Annotated in this window: 17 protein-coding genes; 3 read left to right on the forward strand and 14 right to left on the reverse strand. The window is 65.5% G+C overall.

What is annotated here, in order from left to right; all coding sequences use genetic code 11:
* Positions 1-53: 53 nt before the first annotated feature.
* The gene (locus JJJ16_RS06535; RefSeq protein ID WP_225905015.1) at positions 54-2,780 is read right to left on the reverse strand and encodes a glycoside hydrolase family 2 TIM barrel-domain containing protein; all 2,727 of its coding nucleotides are present in this window, start codon (positions 2,778-2,780) and stop codon (positions 54-56) included.
* A 210-nt stretch (positions 2,781-2,990) separates the two neighbouring features.
* Here JJJ16_RS06535 and JJJ16_RS06540 point away from each other — a divergent pair, with 210 nt between their 5' ends.
* Positions 2,991-4,073 carry a LacI family DNA-binding transcriptional regulator gene (locus JJJ16_RS06540; RefSeq protein ID WP_219751828.1) on the forward strand — a complete coding sequence of 361 codons (1,083 nt, stop codon included), beginning with the start codon at positions 2,991-2,993 and terminating at the stop codon, positions 4,071-4,073.
* 131 nt (positions 4,074-4,204) lie between these two features.
* The gene (locus JJJ16_RS06545) at positions 4,205-5,137 is read left to right on the forward strand and encodes a hypothetical protein (protein WP_219751829.1); all 933 of its coding nucleotides are present in this window, start codon (positions 4,205-4,207) and stop codon (positions 5,135-5,137) included.
* A 156-nt stretch (positions 5,138-5,293) separates the two neighbouring features.
* Here JJJ16_RS06545 and JJJ16_RS06550 read toward each other — a convergent pair whose 3' ends face one another.
* Entirely contained in the window at positions 5,294-6,196 is a 903-nt protein-coding gene (locus JJJ16_RS06550) for a DUF4862 family protein (RefSeq protein WP_219751830.1), read from the reverse strand.
* 156 nt (positions 6,197-6,352) lie between these two features.
* On the opposite strand from JJJ16_RS06550, the gene JJJ16_RS06555 reads away from it, so the two are divergent.
* Positions 6,353-6,781 carry a hypothetical protein gene (locus JJJ16_RS06555; RefSeq protein WP_219751831.1) on the forward strand — a complete coding sequence of 143 codons (429 nt, stop codon included), beginning with the start codon at positions 6,353-6,355 and terminating at the stop codon, positions 6,779-6,781.
* Positions 6,782-6,943: 162 nt separating this feature from the next.
* Here the strand turns inward: JJJ16_RS06555 and glmM are convergent, their stop codons facing one another.
* From glmM to JJJ16_RS06615, 12 genes are all read right to left on the reverse strand, one after another.
* Positions 6,944-8,296, reverse strand: coding sequence for a phosphoglucosamine mutase (gene glmM, locus JJJ16_RS06560; protein WP_048775966.1), 1,353 nt, complete (start codon positions 8,294-8,296; stop codon positions 6,944-6,946).
* Between the two features lie 181 nt (positions 8,297-8,477).
* Positions 8,478-8,969 carry a 30S ribosomal protein S9 gene (gene rpsI, locus JJJ16_RS06565; RefSeq protein WP_016460311.1) on the reverse strand — a complete coding sequence of 164 codons (492 nt, stop codon included), beginning with the start codon at positions 8,967-8,969 and terminating at the stop codon, positions 8,478-8,480.
* A gap of 38 nt (positions 8,970-9,007) precedes the next feature.
* The gene (gene rplM, locus JJJ16_RS06570; RefSeq protein WP_009054754.1) at positions 9,008-9,451 is read right to left on the reverse strand and encodes a 50S ribosomal protein L13; all 444 of its coding nucleotides are present in this window, start codon (positions 9,449-9,451) and stop codon (positions 9,008-9,010) included.
* 203 nt (positions 9,452-9,654) lie between these two features.
* Positions 9,655-10,563, reverse strand: coding sequence for a tRNA pseudouridine synthase A (locus tag JJJ16_RS06575; RefSeq protein WP_219751832.1), 909 nt, complete (start codon positions 10,561-10,563; stop codon positions 9,655-9,657).
* A complete protein-coding gene (locus JJJ16_RS06580) occupies positions 10,560-11,309 on the reverse strand; it encodes an ROK family protein (RefSeq protein ID WP_219751833.1) in 750 nt (249 codons plus the stop codon). Before JJJ16_RS06580 ends, JJJ16_RS06575 begins: the two co-directional genes overlap by 4 nt.
* A gap of 85 nt (positions 11,310-11,394) precedes the next feature.
* A complete protein-coding gene (gene rplQ, locus JJJ16_RS06585; RefSeq protein WP_034466554.1) occupies positions 11,395-11,964 on the reverse strand; it encodes a 50S ribosomal protein L17 in 570 nt (189 codons plus the stop codon).
* A 43-nt stretch (positions 11,965-12,007) separates the two neighbouring features.
* A complete protein-coding gene (locus JJJ16_RS06590; RefSeq protein ID WP_219751834.1) occupies positions 12,008-13,003 on the reverse strand; it encodes a DNA-directed RNA polymerase subunit alpha in 996 nt (331 codons plus the stop codon).
* 124 nt (positions 13,004-13,127) lie between these two features.
* Positions 13,128-13,538 (reverse strand): 30S ribosomal protein S11, encoded by a 411-nt coding sequence (gene rpsK / locus JJJ16_RS06595; RefSeq protein ID WP_003790556.1) that lies wholly within the window; start codon positions 13,536-13,538, stop codon positions 13,128-13,130.
* A 61-nt stretch (positions 13,539-13,599) separates the two neighbouring features.
* Positions 13,600-13,974, reverse strand: a complete 375-nt coding sequence (gene rpsM, locus JJJ16_RS06600; protein ID WP_005872704.1) for a 30S ribosomal protein S13 — start codon at positions 13,972-13,974, stop codon at positions 13,600-13,602.
* Positions 13,975-14,122: 148 nt separating this feature from the next.
* Complete coding sequence (rpmJ, locus tag JJJ16_RS06605) at positions 14,123-14,236, reverse strand: 50S ribosomal protein L36 (protein WP_003790577.1); 114 nt, start codon at positions 14,234-14,236, stop codon at positions 14,123-14,125.
* Positions 14,237-14,276: 40 nt separating this feature from the next.
* The gene (gene infA, locus JJJ16_RS06610; protein WP_003790580.1) at positions 14,277-14,498 is read right to left on the reverse strand and encodes a translation initiation factor IF-1; all 222 of its coding nucleotides are present in this window, start codon (positions 14,496-14,498) and stop codon (positions 14,277-14,279) included.
* 244 nt (positions 14,499-14,742) lie between these two features.
* Positions 14,743-15,651: a type I methionyl aminopeptidase gene (locus JJJ16_RS06615; protein WP_070834936.1), complete on the reverse strand. Its 909-nt coding sequence runs from the start codon at positions 15,649-15,651 to the stop codon at positions 14,743-14,745.
* Between the last annotated feature and the right edge of the window lie 3 nt (positions 15,652-15,654).

Here is a 15,654-nt window from a genome sequence, read left to right on the forward strand (position 1 = left end):
TTTGCCAACAACTTTGCGCATCGTTATCAAGCCGCAACATAACAGGTTGGAGCTTAATCACCCCCAACCTGGGCAATTACGAATGTCAGGTCCGTATCGCGCATACAACCGGCGAACTCGGGCCGAGAGTCAGGCCCGCACGAACGCGTCCCGATGCCGTCCTGGAATGCGTCCAGCCACAGGAACGTACGCTCACTGTCAGGCAGGTCCTCCCAGTGTGAGGCCGCGGCCAATTCACGCTCACTCCACGGCGAGGCGCTCCAGCCCAGGGACGAGGTCGGCACGACGAGGAGGTCGCCCGCCTCGCCGTGCAGACGGAGGGCTTCGAGGTCGAGGCGCTGCCCGCCTTCCTGGGGGCGCACGCTGACATCCCAGAGCTCGCGCACGGGGGCGTACCCATATCCGCGAGCGCCGCTCACCCGCATGTCGGAGTATCCGATGAGGGTGTCGCCGAGCCACGAGGCTTCCCAGTTCGATCCGGGCATCTCGATGCGCACGCCGAGGCGCGGGACGCGCTCGGGCCAGGCTCCGTAGGGCGCGACGCGGGCAGACACCGACAGTGCCGGGGTCTCCCCCAGCAGCACGGGACGATATTCCCAGGTGAGGGTGACGCCAAACTGTACGACAGGCGGGGCCCAGCGCTCGACGACGCGCTGGCAGGCGCCTTCCTCCTCGATGGATACGAGGCGTCGGCGCAGCAGGTGCAGGCGAGCCTGCTCCCAGCGGGCTGCGTGCGAAGTTCCATGCTCGCCGCGCCCGACCCCGAGGGGCCCGAGGTCGGCCTCGTCAATCCCCCAGTAGTCGACGGGGCCGCGCCCGCGGTCGTTGTCGGTGGGGGCTCTGAAGACGCTGAGGTCGACGCTCACGGGCATGGTGCCGATCCGCGCGAGGCGCCCGCGCGCATCAAGCGCGTACGGGGCTACCACGTCATCGTCCGAGCGGACGGCCGAGACGGGGGCGCCGAGGAGCGCGCGCAGTCGGGCCTCATCTGGGCCATGTCCGCGCGAGGACTCGATAGCCTTCGCGAGGGCCGGAGCATCCGGGGCCATCGCCTGAACCCACGACCAGGTGCCGGCGTAGGGGCGCGAGAGGGCATCGATCAGGCCGTCACACACGAAGCTACCATCGTGGACTTCCTCGCCGAAGTCACCGCCGTAGGACAGCGCGCGACGCCCGTCCGGGAGTGTGCGCCACAGGGCGTGGTCGCGCCATTCCCACACGAAGCCGCCGGCATGGCGGGGGTGGCCCATCTGCGCGGCGTAGGCGGCGGCGTTTCCGGGGCCTGTTCCCATCGCGTGCAGGTATTCGCACATGATGTAGGGGGCGCGGCGAATGCGCTCGCGCGCGGCGTCGTCAACCCGCGCGGCGACGTGCGTGGGGACGGCGACCTCGGCGTGAGGATCGCTCTCGTCGAGGACGGCGGCAACCTCCTCCAGGGTCGGGTACATGCGCGAGTAGATGTCCGTGTATTCGAGGCCGTGGTCGCCCTCGTAGTGAACGATCGCCCGGGAACCCGTGCGCTCGTGGACCCAGCGCGCACAGTCGACCAGGTTCGCGCCGGTGCCGGACTCGTTGCCAAGGCTCCAGCTCATGATCGAGGGATGGTTCTTGTCGCGCTCGAAGGCGCGGACCGTGCGATCCATGTAGGCATCGGCCCAGCGCGGGTCGTCGGAGGGATTGTTGATCCACTCCCCCGCGCCCTCGAACCCATGCGTTTCGATGTCGCCTTCGAGCATGACCCACAGGCCGATCTCGTCGGCCAGGTCGAGCAGGCGGGGGTGGGGCGGGTAGTGGGAGGTACGGATCGCGTTGATTCCCATGGACTTCATGAGGGCGAGGTCCTCGCGCGCCCAGGCCTCGTCAAACACGCGCCCCTCGGCGGCGCGCACCTCGTGACGGTTAACCCCGTTGAGGGTCAGGGGCTCGCCGTTGGCCATGAGGACGCCGTCCTCGATGGACACGCGACGGAAGCCGATGCGCAGGCACCGCTCCCCCGCGTCGAGGCCTTCCGAGCCCTGGACGCTGACGCGCGCTTCATAGAGGGCTGGGTCCTGCGCGCTCCACGGGCGCACGCTGCCCACTTCGATGCGCCCGCTGCGGTAGCGGCCGTCCTGGCCGCGTTCGAGCGAGCAGGCGAACGACCAGAGGCCGTCGATGCTGAGGTGCCCGGACAGATGCGCCTCCTGGGCGCCGAGCACCCGGGCTTCGATGGTCACATAACCCACCCCGGCCTCGTAGTCGGTGTCGATCCACAGGTCTTCGATGGCTCCGGGAGCGAGGCGACGCAGGCTCACCGAGCGGAAGATGCCGGGCAGCCACCACTGATCTTGATCCTCGAGGTAGGAGCCGGGGCTGAACTGGTGCACGCGCACGGTGATCGTATTGACGCCGGGGTGCACGGCCTCGGTCACGTCGAACTCGTGGGCGAGGCGCGAACCGCGAGCCATGCCGATCCACGCGCCGTTCACCCACACGGTGGCTTGACTTTCAACGCCGTCAAAACGCAGGCGAATGTGGCCACCCTGCCAGTCGGCGGGGAGTTCGAAGGTGCGGCGGTAGTCGCCGACGGGGTTGTCGTCGGGCGGGAACGGCGGGTCGACCGGGAAGGGGAAGTCGACGTTGGTGTAGGCGGGGCGACCCCAGGCGCCATCGCCGCGCAGGACCCAGTGGCTGGGCACGTCGATCTCGGACGCGTCGCCGGCGGGAGCGGGTTCATCCCAGGGCTGCTCAACGTTGACGAAGGGCGCGGGGTCGGTGCCGTGATAGGCGAAGCTCCACATGCCATCGAGGCTGAGAACCCCACAGTCGTCAGCGAGGTGCGCGCGCGGAGGCACAAGCGCGCCCGCGCCGGGAGCATAGGAAGGTAGTATCGATATCACGTCTCTGTGCCTTTCGGATGTCGTCATCGAAACTCCGATCGTCAGAGATAAGACTAACACGTTATAGTTGTTGTGTTTCAACGAAACGCAACCGAGGATTGGGAGCCTTGCATGGAGCGCGCAACCCGGGCCGACGTCGCCCGCGCGGCAGGCGTCGCACCGTCAACTGTCTCGCTCGTCCTCAACGGACGAGGCCGGGACGTGAAGATCGCGCCCGCCACCATCGATCGCGTCAAGCAGGCCGCACGCGAACTCAACTACATCCCCAACGCGGCTGCCCGGTCGCTGCGCCGCGGCAAGTCCCACCTCATTGCTCTCCTCATGGCCGAACTGCCGGACGACCCCTTCGTGCCCGTCGTCCACACGGTCCTCACGACCGCGATGATCGACATTCAGCGCCACGGCTACCTGCTCCTCCCACTCTTCCAGTCCGGCGACGGAGCCTCAGACGCCGAGGTCATCCGCGGGGTCCTGGGCGACACGCAGCTGGCCGGCATCATCCGCGAGACCACGTCGGCCGAGGCCTTCACCTCGCGCCTGCTCGCCAATCTCGGCATCCCCGTCGTCGCCATGTCGATGATCGAGGCCAACCCCACCGGATCAGAATCCTCCCTGATCCGCATCGACGAGGGTGCCGGCGTACGCGACGTTCTCTCAGACTGCGCGCTCGTGGATCCGTCGACCGGCACGGGTCAGGGGCGCGCCGTATTCCTGGCTGGCCCGAACACGAACCACGCGCGCCAGAACCCAATCGCGAGCGCGTTCGGCACGAAGTTCACCCTCTACTCACTGCCCGACTGGGAGCCCACCACGGCCTACCAGGCCGCACTGCGCCTCCTCGACGAAGACCCGTCAATCTCGCTGATCGCCCTGGCCGACGACTCGCAGGCCCCCGGCGTCTTCCAGGCCGCCGCAGACCTGGATCTGTCAGTACCCCGCGACCTGTCGATCCTCGGCTTCGGCAATCAGGACCACCGCAGCGCCTCCTCGCTCGGCCTCACGACGGTCGAATGGCCCCTCAAGGAAATGACCGAGGCCGCCGTCTCCTCGATCATCAACGTGATCGAGGGCCGATCCCCCATGACCGATGTTCACCCCAGCGCATCCATCGACAAGGAGGCCCCGGACGGTACCCCGATCGCGACGATCCCGACGCGCCCGGTGTGGCGCTCGTCGGTCGCCAGGCGCGCTTAGGGCGGCGTACTTCCCCGCCGCGTCGGCAGTCGCGAGCTTATTCCCCCGCCCAGACTTCGCTCCGGGAACTGCGTGTCTCTTGCACCGGATTCCCCACACGCGGACACCGGGACTGCCGCTACAGTGGCCCCATGGATCCCGAATATGTCTTCAATAAGTCCCTGCCCTATCTAACGGGCAAGCTGGAAGATGCCGGCCTCACGGTTCAGATTGGCTTCAACCGAACCGAGGGCACGATATTCCTCTTACTGAATGATTCCGTGAAGTGCAGCATTCACGCACTCATGACCAACCTGATATCTGCGGAACCGGATGCGCACCGCGATCTGATGGATCCGTGGGTCCCCTACCTTATCGAGCGGACACGCATCGGGGAAACCATCCTGAACAATCCCGACGAGCTGCGTCGACTCATACGCACCCTGTTCTGCGCTGGGGACGCTGCCGCACACCCTCACCTTTCTTACGCTCGCAAATTCCCCGACGGACTCGCGCTGACACTCAGTCTCGACTGCGAGACCCCCCAGTTCAGGCTGATCGATGAGCAGCTGGCTCAGTGCTCGATGAGCGTCGACGAGCTCTTCGACTACGCGCAAATGAATACCGACAACGTCCCCATCGAGCACATCGGGCAGTACGGGCCGTTCACCTGCCTGTCGGCTCAGTCCGCGTTCGTCACGGCGAAGGTCGCGAACATGCGCGAGCTCATGTCGCGTTTCCTCATTGATGCGCCGCACGGCCTGTTCTTTATGGTCCCGGCGAACCACATGATCTGTTACGCCCCCGCCGACCCCGCGAACATCTCGGAACAGCTCGCAACCCTCGCAGACTTTAGCCGACTCCCCGTCATCGCTACGATCATGCAGGACCCGGACGCCGTTCTGAGCCGCAACATCTTCTACTATTCGCCGGAAGGAACATACGAGACGATCACACAGGACGACGATCCGGCCCTCGAGGAGTTCTTCACGAATCCACACATCGACGCAGAAACACGCCGTACCTGCATCGAGCAGTACCTCTCCCCCTCCCCCGCTTTCCGGGCGCGATTCGCGTTGCCCTAGTCGCCCGACCGACACGAGGGACACATCGGAGGATCCTCGACACGACGCAGGGAGGGGCGGATGCCAGCTGGCATCCGCCCCTCCCTCACACTTGCGCCTCGCGCCGGGTGCCTCCCACGCGCTCACAAAATGCGGGAGCGACGCCCGGCGGCGCTATTACTCGCCAAGGTCGCAGGCCCGGTAGATGTTGGTCAGCATGGCCAGGCGCTGCTCGAGGGACGCGTCCTTGGGCACGCACACCTTGGCACCGAGGTAGTTGGCACCGCCGGCGATAGCAGCCTTGGCACAGCGAGCGATCTCAGCCTCGTTCATGAGCGAGGTCGGCTCGTCCGCCTGCGCGGGCAGGTGACCGTCGATCCAGGAGTAGCCGTACTGGGTTTCCTCCGGGCCTGCGCCCGAGAAGATGATGCCGTCCAGGACGCCGCGCTTGCCGGCCTCGAGCACGTGCTCGTAGGCGGTGTCCGCGCTGCGGCCTTCCACGGCGGAGCGGCCCCAGTTGAGGTGAATACCGATGCCGGCCTCGGAGACGATGTCGATCTCGGATTCGAGGGAGAGGAAGCCCTTTTCGGGGTTCTGCTCGGGGATGTACTTGTCGCAGTGCTCGATGACGAGCGTCGCCCCGCACCAGTCCCAGGCGGCCACCTCGGCGAGCGAACGCTTGAAGGCGTCCACCTGCGCCAGGCGCGTGGGAGCCGAGTGCAGCTGCACGCGGGCGACCAGCTGGCGCCCAGCTCGCTCACACAGGGCGGCGAGGTCGTCGCGCAGCGCGCGGGTGAAGTCGAGAGCGGCGGCGCGTCCGGCCTCGTCGGGCGAGGCCAGGCCGAAGTTCTCGTTCTTCCATACGTTCTGCATGGTGCCGGGGATCGCTGTGATCGTGTTGAAGTCCCAGTGGGCGGCCAGGTGGCTGGCCAGGACCTCACCCTGGGTGGCGAGCTGCCCCGGGTAGGGGATCTCAACGCCGCTCACCCACGGCTGATCCGCGAGGAGTCGGTAGTAGTCAGCTTCCAGCTCCGGTGCCGGATGCGACGCGTACGCGCCAAGGATGAATGGGAGTGCCATAATAGTTGCCCTTCTACGATGAAATTGTCGCACGGATCACCAGAACGAACATACTCCTATTTCGTGCATGTGCGCAGCGAAGCCGAGACACACAGCTCAGTAATCGATGCATAATGTGATTGTCGAAAAACCGATGGCGCAGATCGCAGGTGAATCATGTCCGAAGAAACACACCAAAAAAGTAGCCAGCACGGCTCCGCTCTCCTTGGCTGCATCATCATCATTGCAACCGCTTTTGGCATTTATAGCTGCTCAACACATTCTCTACGTTCCTCGAGCCCCACCAACGACAAATCCGCACAACAGGCAGCTCCAGGAACCGTTCCAACGGACATCGCAACACGCAAGCATGCGCCAAAAAACGGTGAATGCGCTGTGAAGATTGCGCGTCTCGCCCTCGAGCACGGAGGCGAGTTCCTCTGGTGGGGTGAGGAAACCTTCGACACTCAAAATGATGATGGCGGACGCAATCTCCAGGGAAACATTTACTGGCAGCAAGACGGAGAAATGAAAACACGCGCCTACACCTGCGACATTGACTCCGCTGGCCTACTCAAACGAAGCAGCTGGCTCGGAGACAAGTAGTTCTTGCAGCCTACTCCCCTAGCATTAGTCACCAGAACACCAGACAGAAAAGGCTCATCCTCCCACCACTAGGCCCCGGCAGGCGGCCTCGTCCGTTGACCACGCATACGCAGAGGGCGGGCACCAGCCGGTGCCCGCCCTCTGCGTATGTCTCTCAGATGCTCACAGCGCCAGGTTCTCCTTGACGACGTCCGCCAGGGAAGCAGCGACTGAGTCGGCTTCTTCCTGCGTGGCGGCCTCGACCATGACGCGCACGAGCGGCTCGGTGCCCGAGGGACGCAGGAGCACGCGGCCGGTATCACCCAGGCGGGCCTCGGCGGCAGCCACGGCCTCGGCGACGACCTCATTCGTCGATGCGGCAGCGCGGTCCACGCCGCCCACGTTGATGAGGGTCTGCGGCAGGCGCTGGATGAAGGAGGTCAGATCGGCCAGCGAACGGCCGGATTCCTTCACCATGCGCGAGACCAGGAGCGAGGACAGAATGCCGTCACCGGTGGTCGCGTGATCGCGGGCGATGATGTGGCCGGACTGCTCGCCGCCGAGGCAGTAGCCGGATGCCAGCATCTCCTCGAGCACGTAGCGGTCGCCCACGCCGGTCTGCACGGTGTTGATGCCGGCCTCGCGCATGGCGATCAGCAGGCCCAGGTTGCTCATGACAGTGACGACGAGCGTGTCCTTGGCGAGGGCGCCGCGCGCCTTGGCGTTGACGGCCAGCGCACCCATGATCTTGTCACCGTCGATGAGGTTGCCCTCGTGGTCGACGGCGAGGCAGCGGTCCGCGTCTCCGTCGTAGGCGACGCCGAAGTCGCAGCCGGCCTCGACAACGGCGGCCTGCAGGGACTCGGGGTGCGTGGAACCCGCGTGCAGGTTGATGTTGCGGCCGTCGGGAGACGCGTTGATGACGGTGATGTCGGCGCCGAGCTCGCGGAAGACGGCCGGGCCAAGCTCCGAGGCCGCGCCGTTCGCGCAGTCGATCGCGATCTTCATGCCGCGCAGATCGGTGCCGATCGCCTCGACGAGGTGCGCAATGTAGGAGTCCTTCGCCCACGCGTGATCAGCGTTGATCTCGCCGACTGCCTCGCCGGTGGGGCGATCCCACTCGGTGTTCAAGAGGGCCTCGATCTGGTCCTCCACGGCATCGGCAAGCTTGTAGCCGCCGTGCGCGAAGAACTTAATGCCGTTATCGGGCATCGGATTGTGGGAGGCGGAAATCATGACGCCGAGGTCAACGGTGTCCTCGGTAGCCGTCAGATGCGCGACAGTGGGCGTGGTGACGACGCCGATGCGGGTCACGTCCATGCCGGCGCTGGCAAGGCCCGCTGCGAGGGCGTGATCGAGGAACTCGCCCGAAATACGCGTATCGCGTCCGATGATCGCGCGGGGCTTCGAACCGTCCGCACGTCGGGAACCGCCGAACTGGCGGGCGGCCGCCTCGCCGAGCTGGAGCGCGAGATCCGCGGTGATGTCAACGTTCGCCAGTCCTCGCACGCCATCGGTGCCGAACATCCTAGGCATATTGTCTCCGTTCAGTGGGTCATACGACTGGTCTAAGGGTACCGCGTTCGCGCCCACTCATTTTCACGAGGCCGTGGCCCGGACAGTGTCGGCGCTCACATCGCGGGCGGTGTTGACAGGAACAAAAAGGCCGCGCCCCGCAGATGCGGGGCGCGGCCAACAGAAAATGTGCTGAATGAAATCAGCGCTTCGAGAACTGCGAAGCCTTGCGGGCCTTCTTGAGGCCTGCCTTCTTACGCTCGGTGGCGCGGGCATCGCGGGTCAGGAAGCCAGCCTTCTTGAGGGCCGGACGGTTCGCGTCGCGGTCGATCTCGTTGAGGGCACGCGACACGCCGAGGCGCAGGGCGCCGGCCTGGCCGGAAATGCCGCCGCCGTTGATGCGGGCGATGACGTCGAAGCGGCCGTCAATGTCGAGCAGCACGAAGGGGGACTTCACCAGCTGCTGGTGCAGCTTGTTGGGGAAGTAGTCCTCAAGGGTGCGACCGTTGATGGTCCACTTGCCGGAGCCGGGGACCAGGCGAACGCGGGCGACGGCCTCCTTGCGGCGGCCCAGGCCCGCGCCGGGCGCGGTGATGGACTGACCGGCGCCGGCGGGAGCCGACTCGGTCTCGGACGTGTAGGAGCTGGGGACGACTTCCTCGTCCAGCTCAGCGGAAACGATGGTCTCAGCCACGGTTCTCCTCAGGGTCAAAGGCGTTCAGCGACCAAAGGTCACTGAGCCACCTGGGTCAGTTCGTAGGGAACCGGCGACTGGCCGGCGTGGGGGTGCTCCGGGCCAGCGTAAACGTGCAGCTTCTTGAACTGCGCGCGGCCGAGGGAGTTGTGAGGAAGCATGCCCTTAACGGCCTTCTCGACGGCGCGCTCAGGCGTCGCAGCGAGAAGGTCGCGGTAAGCGGTCGCGGTCAGGCCACCGGGACGACCGGAGTGACGGTAGGCCATCTTCTGGTCGAGCTTCTTGCCGGTCAGAGCGACCTTGTCCGCGTTGATGATGATGACGTAGTCGCCCATGTCCATGTGAGGGGCGAACGTCGGCTTGTGCTTCCCACGGAGGAGGGCAGCGGTCTGGGCTGCCAGGCGACCGAGGACGACGTCGGTGGCGTCAATGACGTACCACTTCTTGTCCGCGTCCCCAGGCTTGGGTGAATAGGTGCGCACGGGCGTAACCTTCAATTCTTGTTGGTCATGGGACGCCGCGCCGGTTTTTCCGGGGGCATCCGCGATGAAACGGTTCGCGCGAGGCGTCGGCGAGCGCTCCTAGCGAGTGGGAGACACTAGGTACTCTGCTGACGCACAGCACTAGCCATATTATCTGTGCTCAGCCCGGTGGTCAAAGCGCGGCGAATACTGTGTCACATTCCTCAGCCGTCGTCGCCGCAGCACGTGTCGCGCCTGGCCCGGGCCTGCTCGGCCCGCGCGCCCCACTGCGAGGGATCGGGATACTCCACGCCCTCCAGGGTAAGCCCGTGTGCGGGGGCGATCGGCGCAGCCTCGGAGCGGGACCGGGCCCGCAGGATCTGTGCCGGGTAGTCGACGTCGCGCGCGCCCGAGCCCACCAGGAGCAGCGCCCCCACCAGGGAGCGGACCATCGAGTGGCAGAACGCATCCGCCTCGACTCGGAAGACGAGGGCCCCCTCAGCGTCACGCTCGGCGCGCAGAATACGCAGGGTCCGGATCGTCGTGGCTCCCTCGCGCGGCCGGCAGAACGCGAGGAAGTCGTGTTCCCCAAGGAGGGCGGCCCCGGCCTCGTTCATGGCAGCCTCATCGAGGGGTTCTTCGACCCAGAGGCGATCCCAGCGCCCGAGAGGCTCAGGACGGTCGGATACCCGGTAGGCGTAGGAGCGGCCGAGGGCGGAAAATCGCGCGTCGAAACTAGGGTCGACCACTGCGGCCGAGTAGATGCGCACGTCGCAGGTGCCGCGCGCGGCAGCAAGGTCGCGGCCACGAGCACGCTCGCCGTAGCGGCCAGAGAGGATCTTGTTGAGTCGGCGGACAATCGCCGAGGCCACGGCCTGCTCGTCGGACTCCCCTCCCCTGGGCGACAGCCGTGCCCAGGCGGCCTCGGAAATGTCCGCGTGACAGACCTGGTGACGCGCATGAACCCCCGCGTCGGTACGGCCGGCGACCGTCGTCACGACGTCTTCGCGCGAGGCCATGGCCAGCGCCGCCTCGACCTCACCCTGGACGGTACGCAGTCCGGGCTGAGCGGCCCAGCCACGAAAGTCGGTGCCGTCGTAGCCCAGGTCGAGGCGCAAGCGCCGCGCGCTCACAGCTCCCACGCCCGAACGCCACCGATGATGCCCGCGTCGTTGGGCACGACGATGACGTCATCGCCCATGAGGCGCAGGTTCGAGGCCGTGATGCGCTTGGAGTTGCCGCCGCCCAAGTAGAGGCGGTCCCACATGTACATGGGGCGCAGGCCATCCACCACGCGACGGACACGGCGCGACCAGTGCACGTCACCCAGGCGCAGGCGCTCGTGCTCGCCGATGTAGTCGTCATAGGTCAGGCCCCAGCGAACCGGCCCCTGAGAGACCTCGACGTGGGGCGCAAGCTGGCCGCCGTCAAACACCGCGTTACCGAGGCCCGTTCCCAGGGTGATGATCATTTCGAGGCCGCGTCCCGTGATCGCGCCAGCGCCAGCGACCTCGGCGTCGTTCAGGACCTTGGTGGGCAGGCCGAGGGCCCCTTCGATCGCGCGGCCCATATCAAAGTGGTCCCACCGCTCGACCAGCTCGGGCAGCACGCGCGAGCGCGGCCCATCGCGGGTGATGTAGTGAGGGGTCGCGATGACAACTCCGTGGCGGATCATGCCCGGCATACCCATCGTCACTCGCGTCGCAGCGGGAAGCTCACGCGCGAGGCCAATAACGGTTTCCACGAGAAGCTCGGGAGGCAGCGGGTAAGGAGTGGGCACCCTGCGCGGCGGGGCCATCATCGTGCCGCGCTCATCCACGACGGAACCCTTAATGCCACCGCCGCCGCAGTCAATCGCCAACGTCATCTCACGAGTCATGGCTTCAGGCTACCGGATACGGCAAGGGCCGGACACTCCTTGCGGAATGTCCGGCCCAATGCTCGAGTTGATCAGCGACTCACGGTCACTTCTCGTCGGCGACCTGCTCGGCGGCGTCAGCAGCCTTGCCGGCCTCGGCGGCAACTTCCTCGGCCTCGTTGGCCATGGCGAGATCGCCTTCCTCGCGAGCCTCTTCGGCGCGCTCGGCGGCGGCCTCGGCGGCCTTCTCGGCCTCTTCGGCGACGGCCTTGGCGGCGGTCTTCTCGGCAGCCTTCACGACGGCCTTCTTCTCGACCTTCTCCATGACGAGCTCAATGCGCATCAGGGGAGCGTTGTCACCCTTGCGGTTGCCGACGCGGATGAGGCGGGTGTAGCCGCCAGCGCGCTCGGAATCCATCGCGGGAACGAGCTCCTCGAAGAGGATCGCGACGATGCCCTTGTTGGGGATCTTCTTCATGACCGTGCGGCGGGCGTGCTGGTCGCCACGCTTGGCCTTGGTGATGAGCTTCTCGACGTAGGGGCGCAGGGCCTTAGCCTTGGCCTCGGTCGTCGTGATCGCACGGTGTTCGATGAGCTGAGCTGCCAGGTTCGACAGGATCAGCTTCTGGTGTGCCGGGCTACCGCCCAGACGAGCACCCTTCTTGGGGGTGGGCATGAGTTTCTCCTACGGATTCAATGCGTCCATCGGACGCACGGGGTCAGATGGACTGGTCGTCCGAAAAGATCGCGGCGGACTCCGAGTCACCGAAGCTCGGCATGACCGAGTCCTTCAGCGTCATACCAAGGGCCGCCAGGGACTCCTTGATCTCTTCGATCGACTTGGTGCCGAAGTTGCGGATGTCGAGCAGGTCGGCCTCCGAGTGAGCAACCAGCTCGCCGACGGTCAGGATGCCGCGGCGACGCAGCGCGTTGTAGGAACGCGACTGCAGGTTCAGGTTCTCGATCGGGAGAGCCAGATCGGCTGCGAGGGTGGCGTCGGTGGTGGACGGACCCACCTCGATGCCTTCCGCTTCCTCGTTCAGTTCACGCATGAGGCCGAACAGCTCCACCAGCGTCTTGCCGGCCGAGGCCAGGGCATCGCGCGGGGTGATCGCCGGCTTGGTCTCCACGTCGATGACGAGGCGATCGAAGTCGGTGCGCTGCTCAACACGCGTCGCCTCGACCTTGTAGGTCACCTTGACGACGGGCGAGTAGATCGAATCAATCGGAATGCGAGAGATCTCGGCCTGCGGATCCTTGTTCTGAGCAGCCGACACGTAGCCGCGGCCACGCTCGACGGTCAGCTCGATCTCCAGCTTGCCCTTCTCGTTGAGGGTGGCAAGGTGCAGTTCGGGGTTGTGGATCTCCACGCCGGCGGGAGGCGTGATGTCGCCGGCGAGAACCTCGCCGGGGCCAGCCTTCCGCAGGTACATGACGACAGGCTCGTCGTTCTCGCTGGACAGGACGATCTGCTTGATGTTCAGGATGATCTCAGCGACATCTTCCTTCACACCTTCGATCGTGCGGAACTCGTGGGGGACGCCATCAATACGGATGGACGTCACCGCTGCACCCGGGATCGAGGACAGGAGGGTACGACGCAGGGAGTTACCCAGCGTGTAGCCGAACCCGGGCTCGAGGGGCTCCAGGGTGAAACGGGAGCGCAGGTCGCTGACCTTTTCTTCGGTCAGGATGGGTCGCTCTGCAATGAGCACGTCTATTCCTTTCTGGCCGGTGCCCGCTATATGACACCGGATATGGGAACCTGCTGAAGCAGGCTAAGGGAGTAAGAACCCGAAGGTTCAGACGTGGGGAGGGCAAAGCCCTCCCGTCCACAAGTCAGCCGCGGCGGCGCTTCGGCGGGCGGGTGCCGTTGAAGGCCTGAGGCGTGACGTCCTGGATCGAACCGATCTCGAGGCCGGCGGCCTGGAGGGAACGGATCGCGGTCTCACGGCCGGAGCCGGGACCCTTCACGAAAACGTCAACCTTCTTCATGCCGTGCTCCTGGGCGCGACGAGCCGCAGCCTCGGCCGCGAGCTGCGCGGCGAAGGGGGTGGACTTACGCGAACCCTTGAAGCCAACCTGGCCGGAGGACGCCCAGGCGACAACCGCGCCCGTGGGGTCCGTGAGGGAAACGATGGTGTTGTTGAACGTCGACTTGATGTAGGCGTGGCCGTTGGTGACGTTCTTCGAAATCTTGCGACGCGGCTTACGGGCACCGCCCGAGCGCGAGGTCTTTGCTGCTGCCATTTCTGGTTCAGTTCCTTCTTGTCGCGGAAAGCTATCCCGAGGGGATGCGCTCTCCTAGGCCTTACTTGGCCTTCTTCTTGCCTGCAACGGTGCGCTTGGGGCCCTTGCGGGTACGCGCGTTGGTCTTGGTGCGCTGACCGTGGACCGGCAGGCCACGACGGTGGCGAAGGCCCTGGTACGAACCGATTTCGATCTTGCGACGAATGTCGGCCTGAACCTCACGGCGGAGGTCACCCTCAACCTTGAAGTTTGCCTCAATGTAGTCACGAAGCTTGACGAGTTCCTCTTCCGTCGCGTCCTTCACGCGAGTGTCCGGGCTGACGCCGGTGGCGGCGAGGGTCTCTGCCGCGCGGGTGCGGCCGACTCCGTAGATGTATGTGAGCGCGATCTCGAGCCGCTTCTCGCGGGGGAGGTCGACGCCGGCAATACGTGCCATGGTGATGTTGCTCCAGTTGTTCATCGGAGGTCGTCATCGCTCAGTCCGGGCGAGCAGCCCGGCCTCGGCCTCCGAACCGAGGGTCACCCACGAGTGGATGCTTAGAGTGATGCTGTGGGGCTTGGTGCCCCGCGGGTCGCAGCGGGTCTCAGCCCTGGCGCTGCTTGTGCCTGGGGTTGTCGCAGATGACCATGACGTTGCCGTGGCGACGAATCACCTTGCACTTGTCACAGATCTTCTTGACACTCGGCTTGACCTTCATGGTTGTTACCTCCACTGCCCGTTGGGCAGTTTGTGTCGGGTCACTTGTAGCGGTAGACGATACGGCCTCGGGAGAGGTCGTAGGGGCTCAGCTCGACGACAACTCGATCCTCGGGCAGGATGCGGATGTAGTGCTGACGCATCTTTCCCGCAATGTGGCCGAGAACCACGTGGCCATTCTTCAGTTCCACACGGAACATCGCGTTAGGCAGGGCCTCAACGACCGTGCCTTCCATCTCAATGACGCCGTCTTTCTTCGCCATATCCTCCGTTTATCCTCTACATGTCTCGGATAGGTTGCGGCGGATGCCGCTAGGCATAGTGCACCGACGAATGCCGGATGCAGATACGCCCAAGGAACTACTTTACGGCATTCACACCCATCGGCGGTAGTCAGGGTCCCTGTCGGTTCGCTCACGTTTAATGCGTCACATTTCATCGAATCGTCGACGAACGACTCAGGCCCGGCACCTGCGTGAGGTACCGGGCCCGCAGCCAAACGTCGTGTCAGTCGAGCGACACCGGGGTGACGCCATAGGGCACCAGTCCGGCCTCTCCCCCATCGCGCGCCGTCAGGACGGAGACGCCATCCTCGGTGATCGCGATCGAGTGCTCCCAGTGAGCGGCATCGCGACCATCGACCGTGCGCACCGTCCACTCGTCATCATCCGTCTGCGAGGCGATGTCGCCGCGGGTGAGCATCGGCTCGACCGCCAGAACCATGCCCGGCTTAAGCCGAGCCTGAATACCGCGGACGTTGTAGTTGAGGACGTCCGGAGGCATGTGCATCTTCGTGCCGATACCGTGGCCAACGAACTCTTCGATAATGCCGGCTTCCCAGCCGTTGATGAGAGCGTTCTCCGCGACGACTGTCTCGACCGCGTTGCCGACCGCGCTAATACGCTTCCCCGTCGCCAATCCCGCAAGGGCGGCCCACAGAGACTCGCGCGTGACCGCGTCGAGCTGGCGACGCTCACGCAGCAGGTTCTCGTCCACTCCGGCGATTCCACCGGTAGCCCGCTCCCCCGCCGCGAAGTCAGCGTCCGACACGAAGTTCTCGCCGACAATGACGCTGAAAGCGGCATCTCCGTGCCACTGGCGCCCTCCGCGCTCCACGTACGCGCCGCAGTCAAAAGACACGAGGTCGCCGGGAGCCAGCTCATAGTCGCCGGGGATACCGTGAACGATCACGTCGTTCACCGAAATACACACCGTCGCCGGATAGCCGTAGTAGCCCTTGAAGTTGGAGGTCGCTCCCCCGTCGGCGATCGCCTGGGCACTGACTTCGTCCAGCTCACGCGTCGTCACACCGGGGCGAATGGCACCGCGCAGGGCCTCGTGGATGGACGCTACGACCAGACCGGCCTCGCGCATCCATCGAAGCTCCTGCGCGGACTTCAGTTCAATGCGTGGCATCGC

The sequence above is a fragment of the Schaalia sp. ORNL0103 genome, from assembly GCF_019429565.1.
Lineage (GTDB): Bacteria > Actinomycetota > Actinomycetes > Actinomycetales > Actinomycetaceae > Pauljensenia.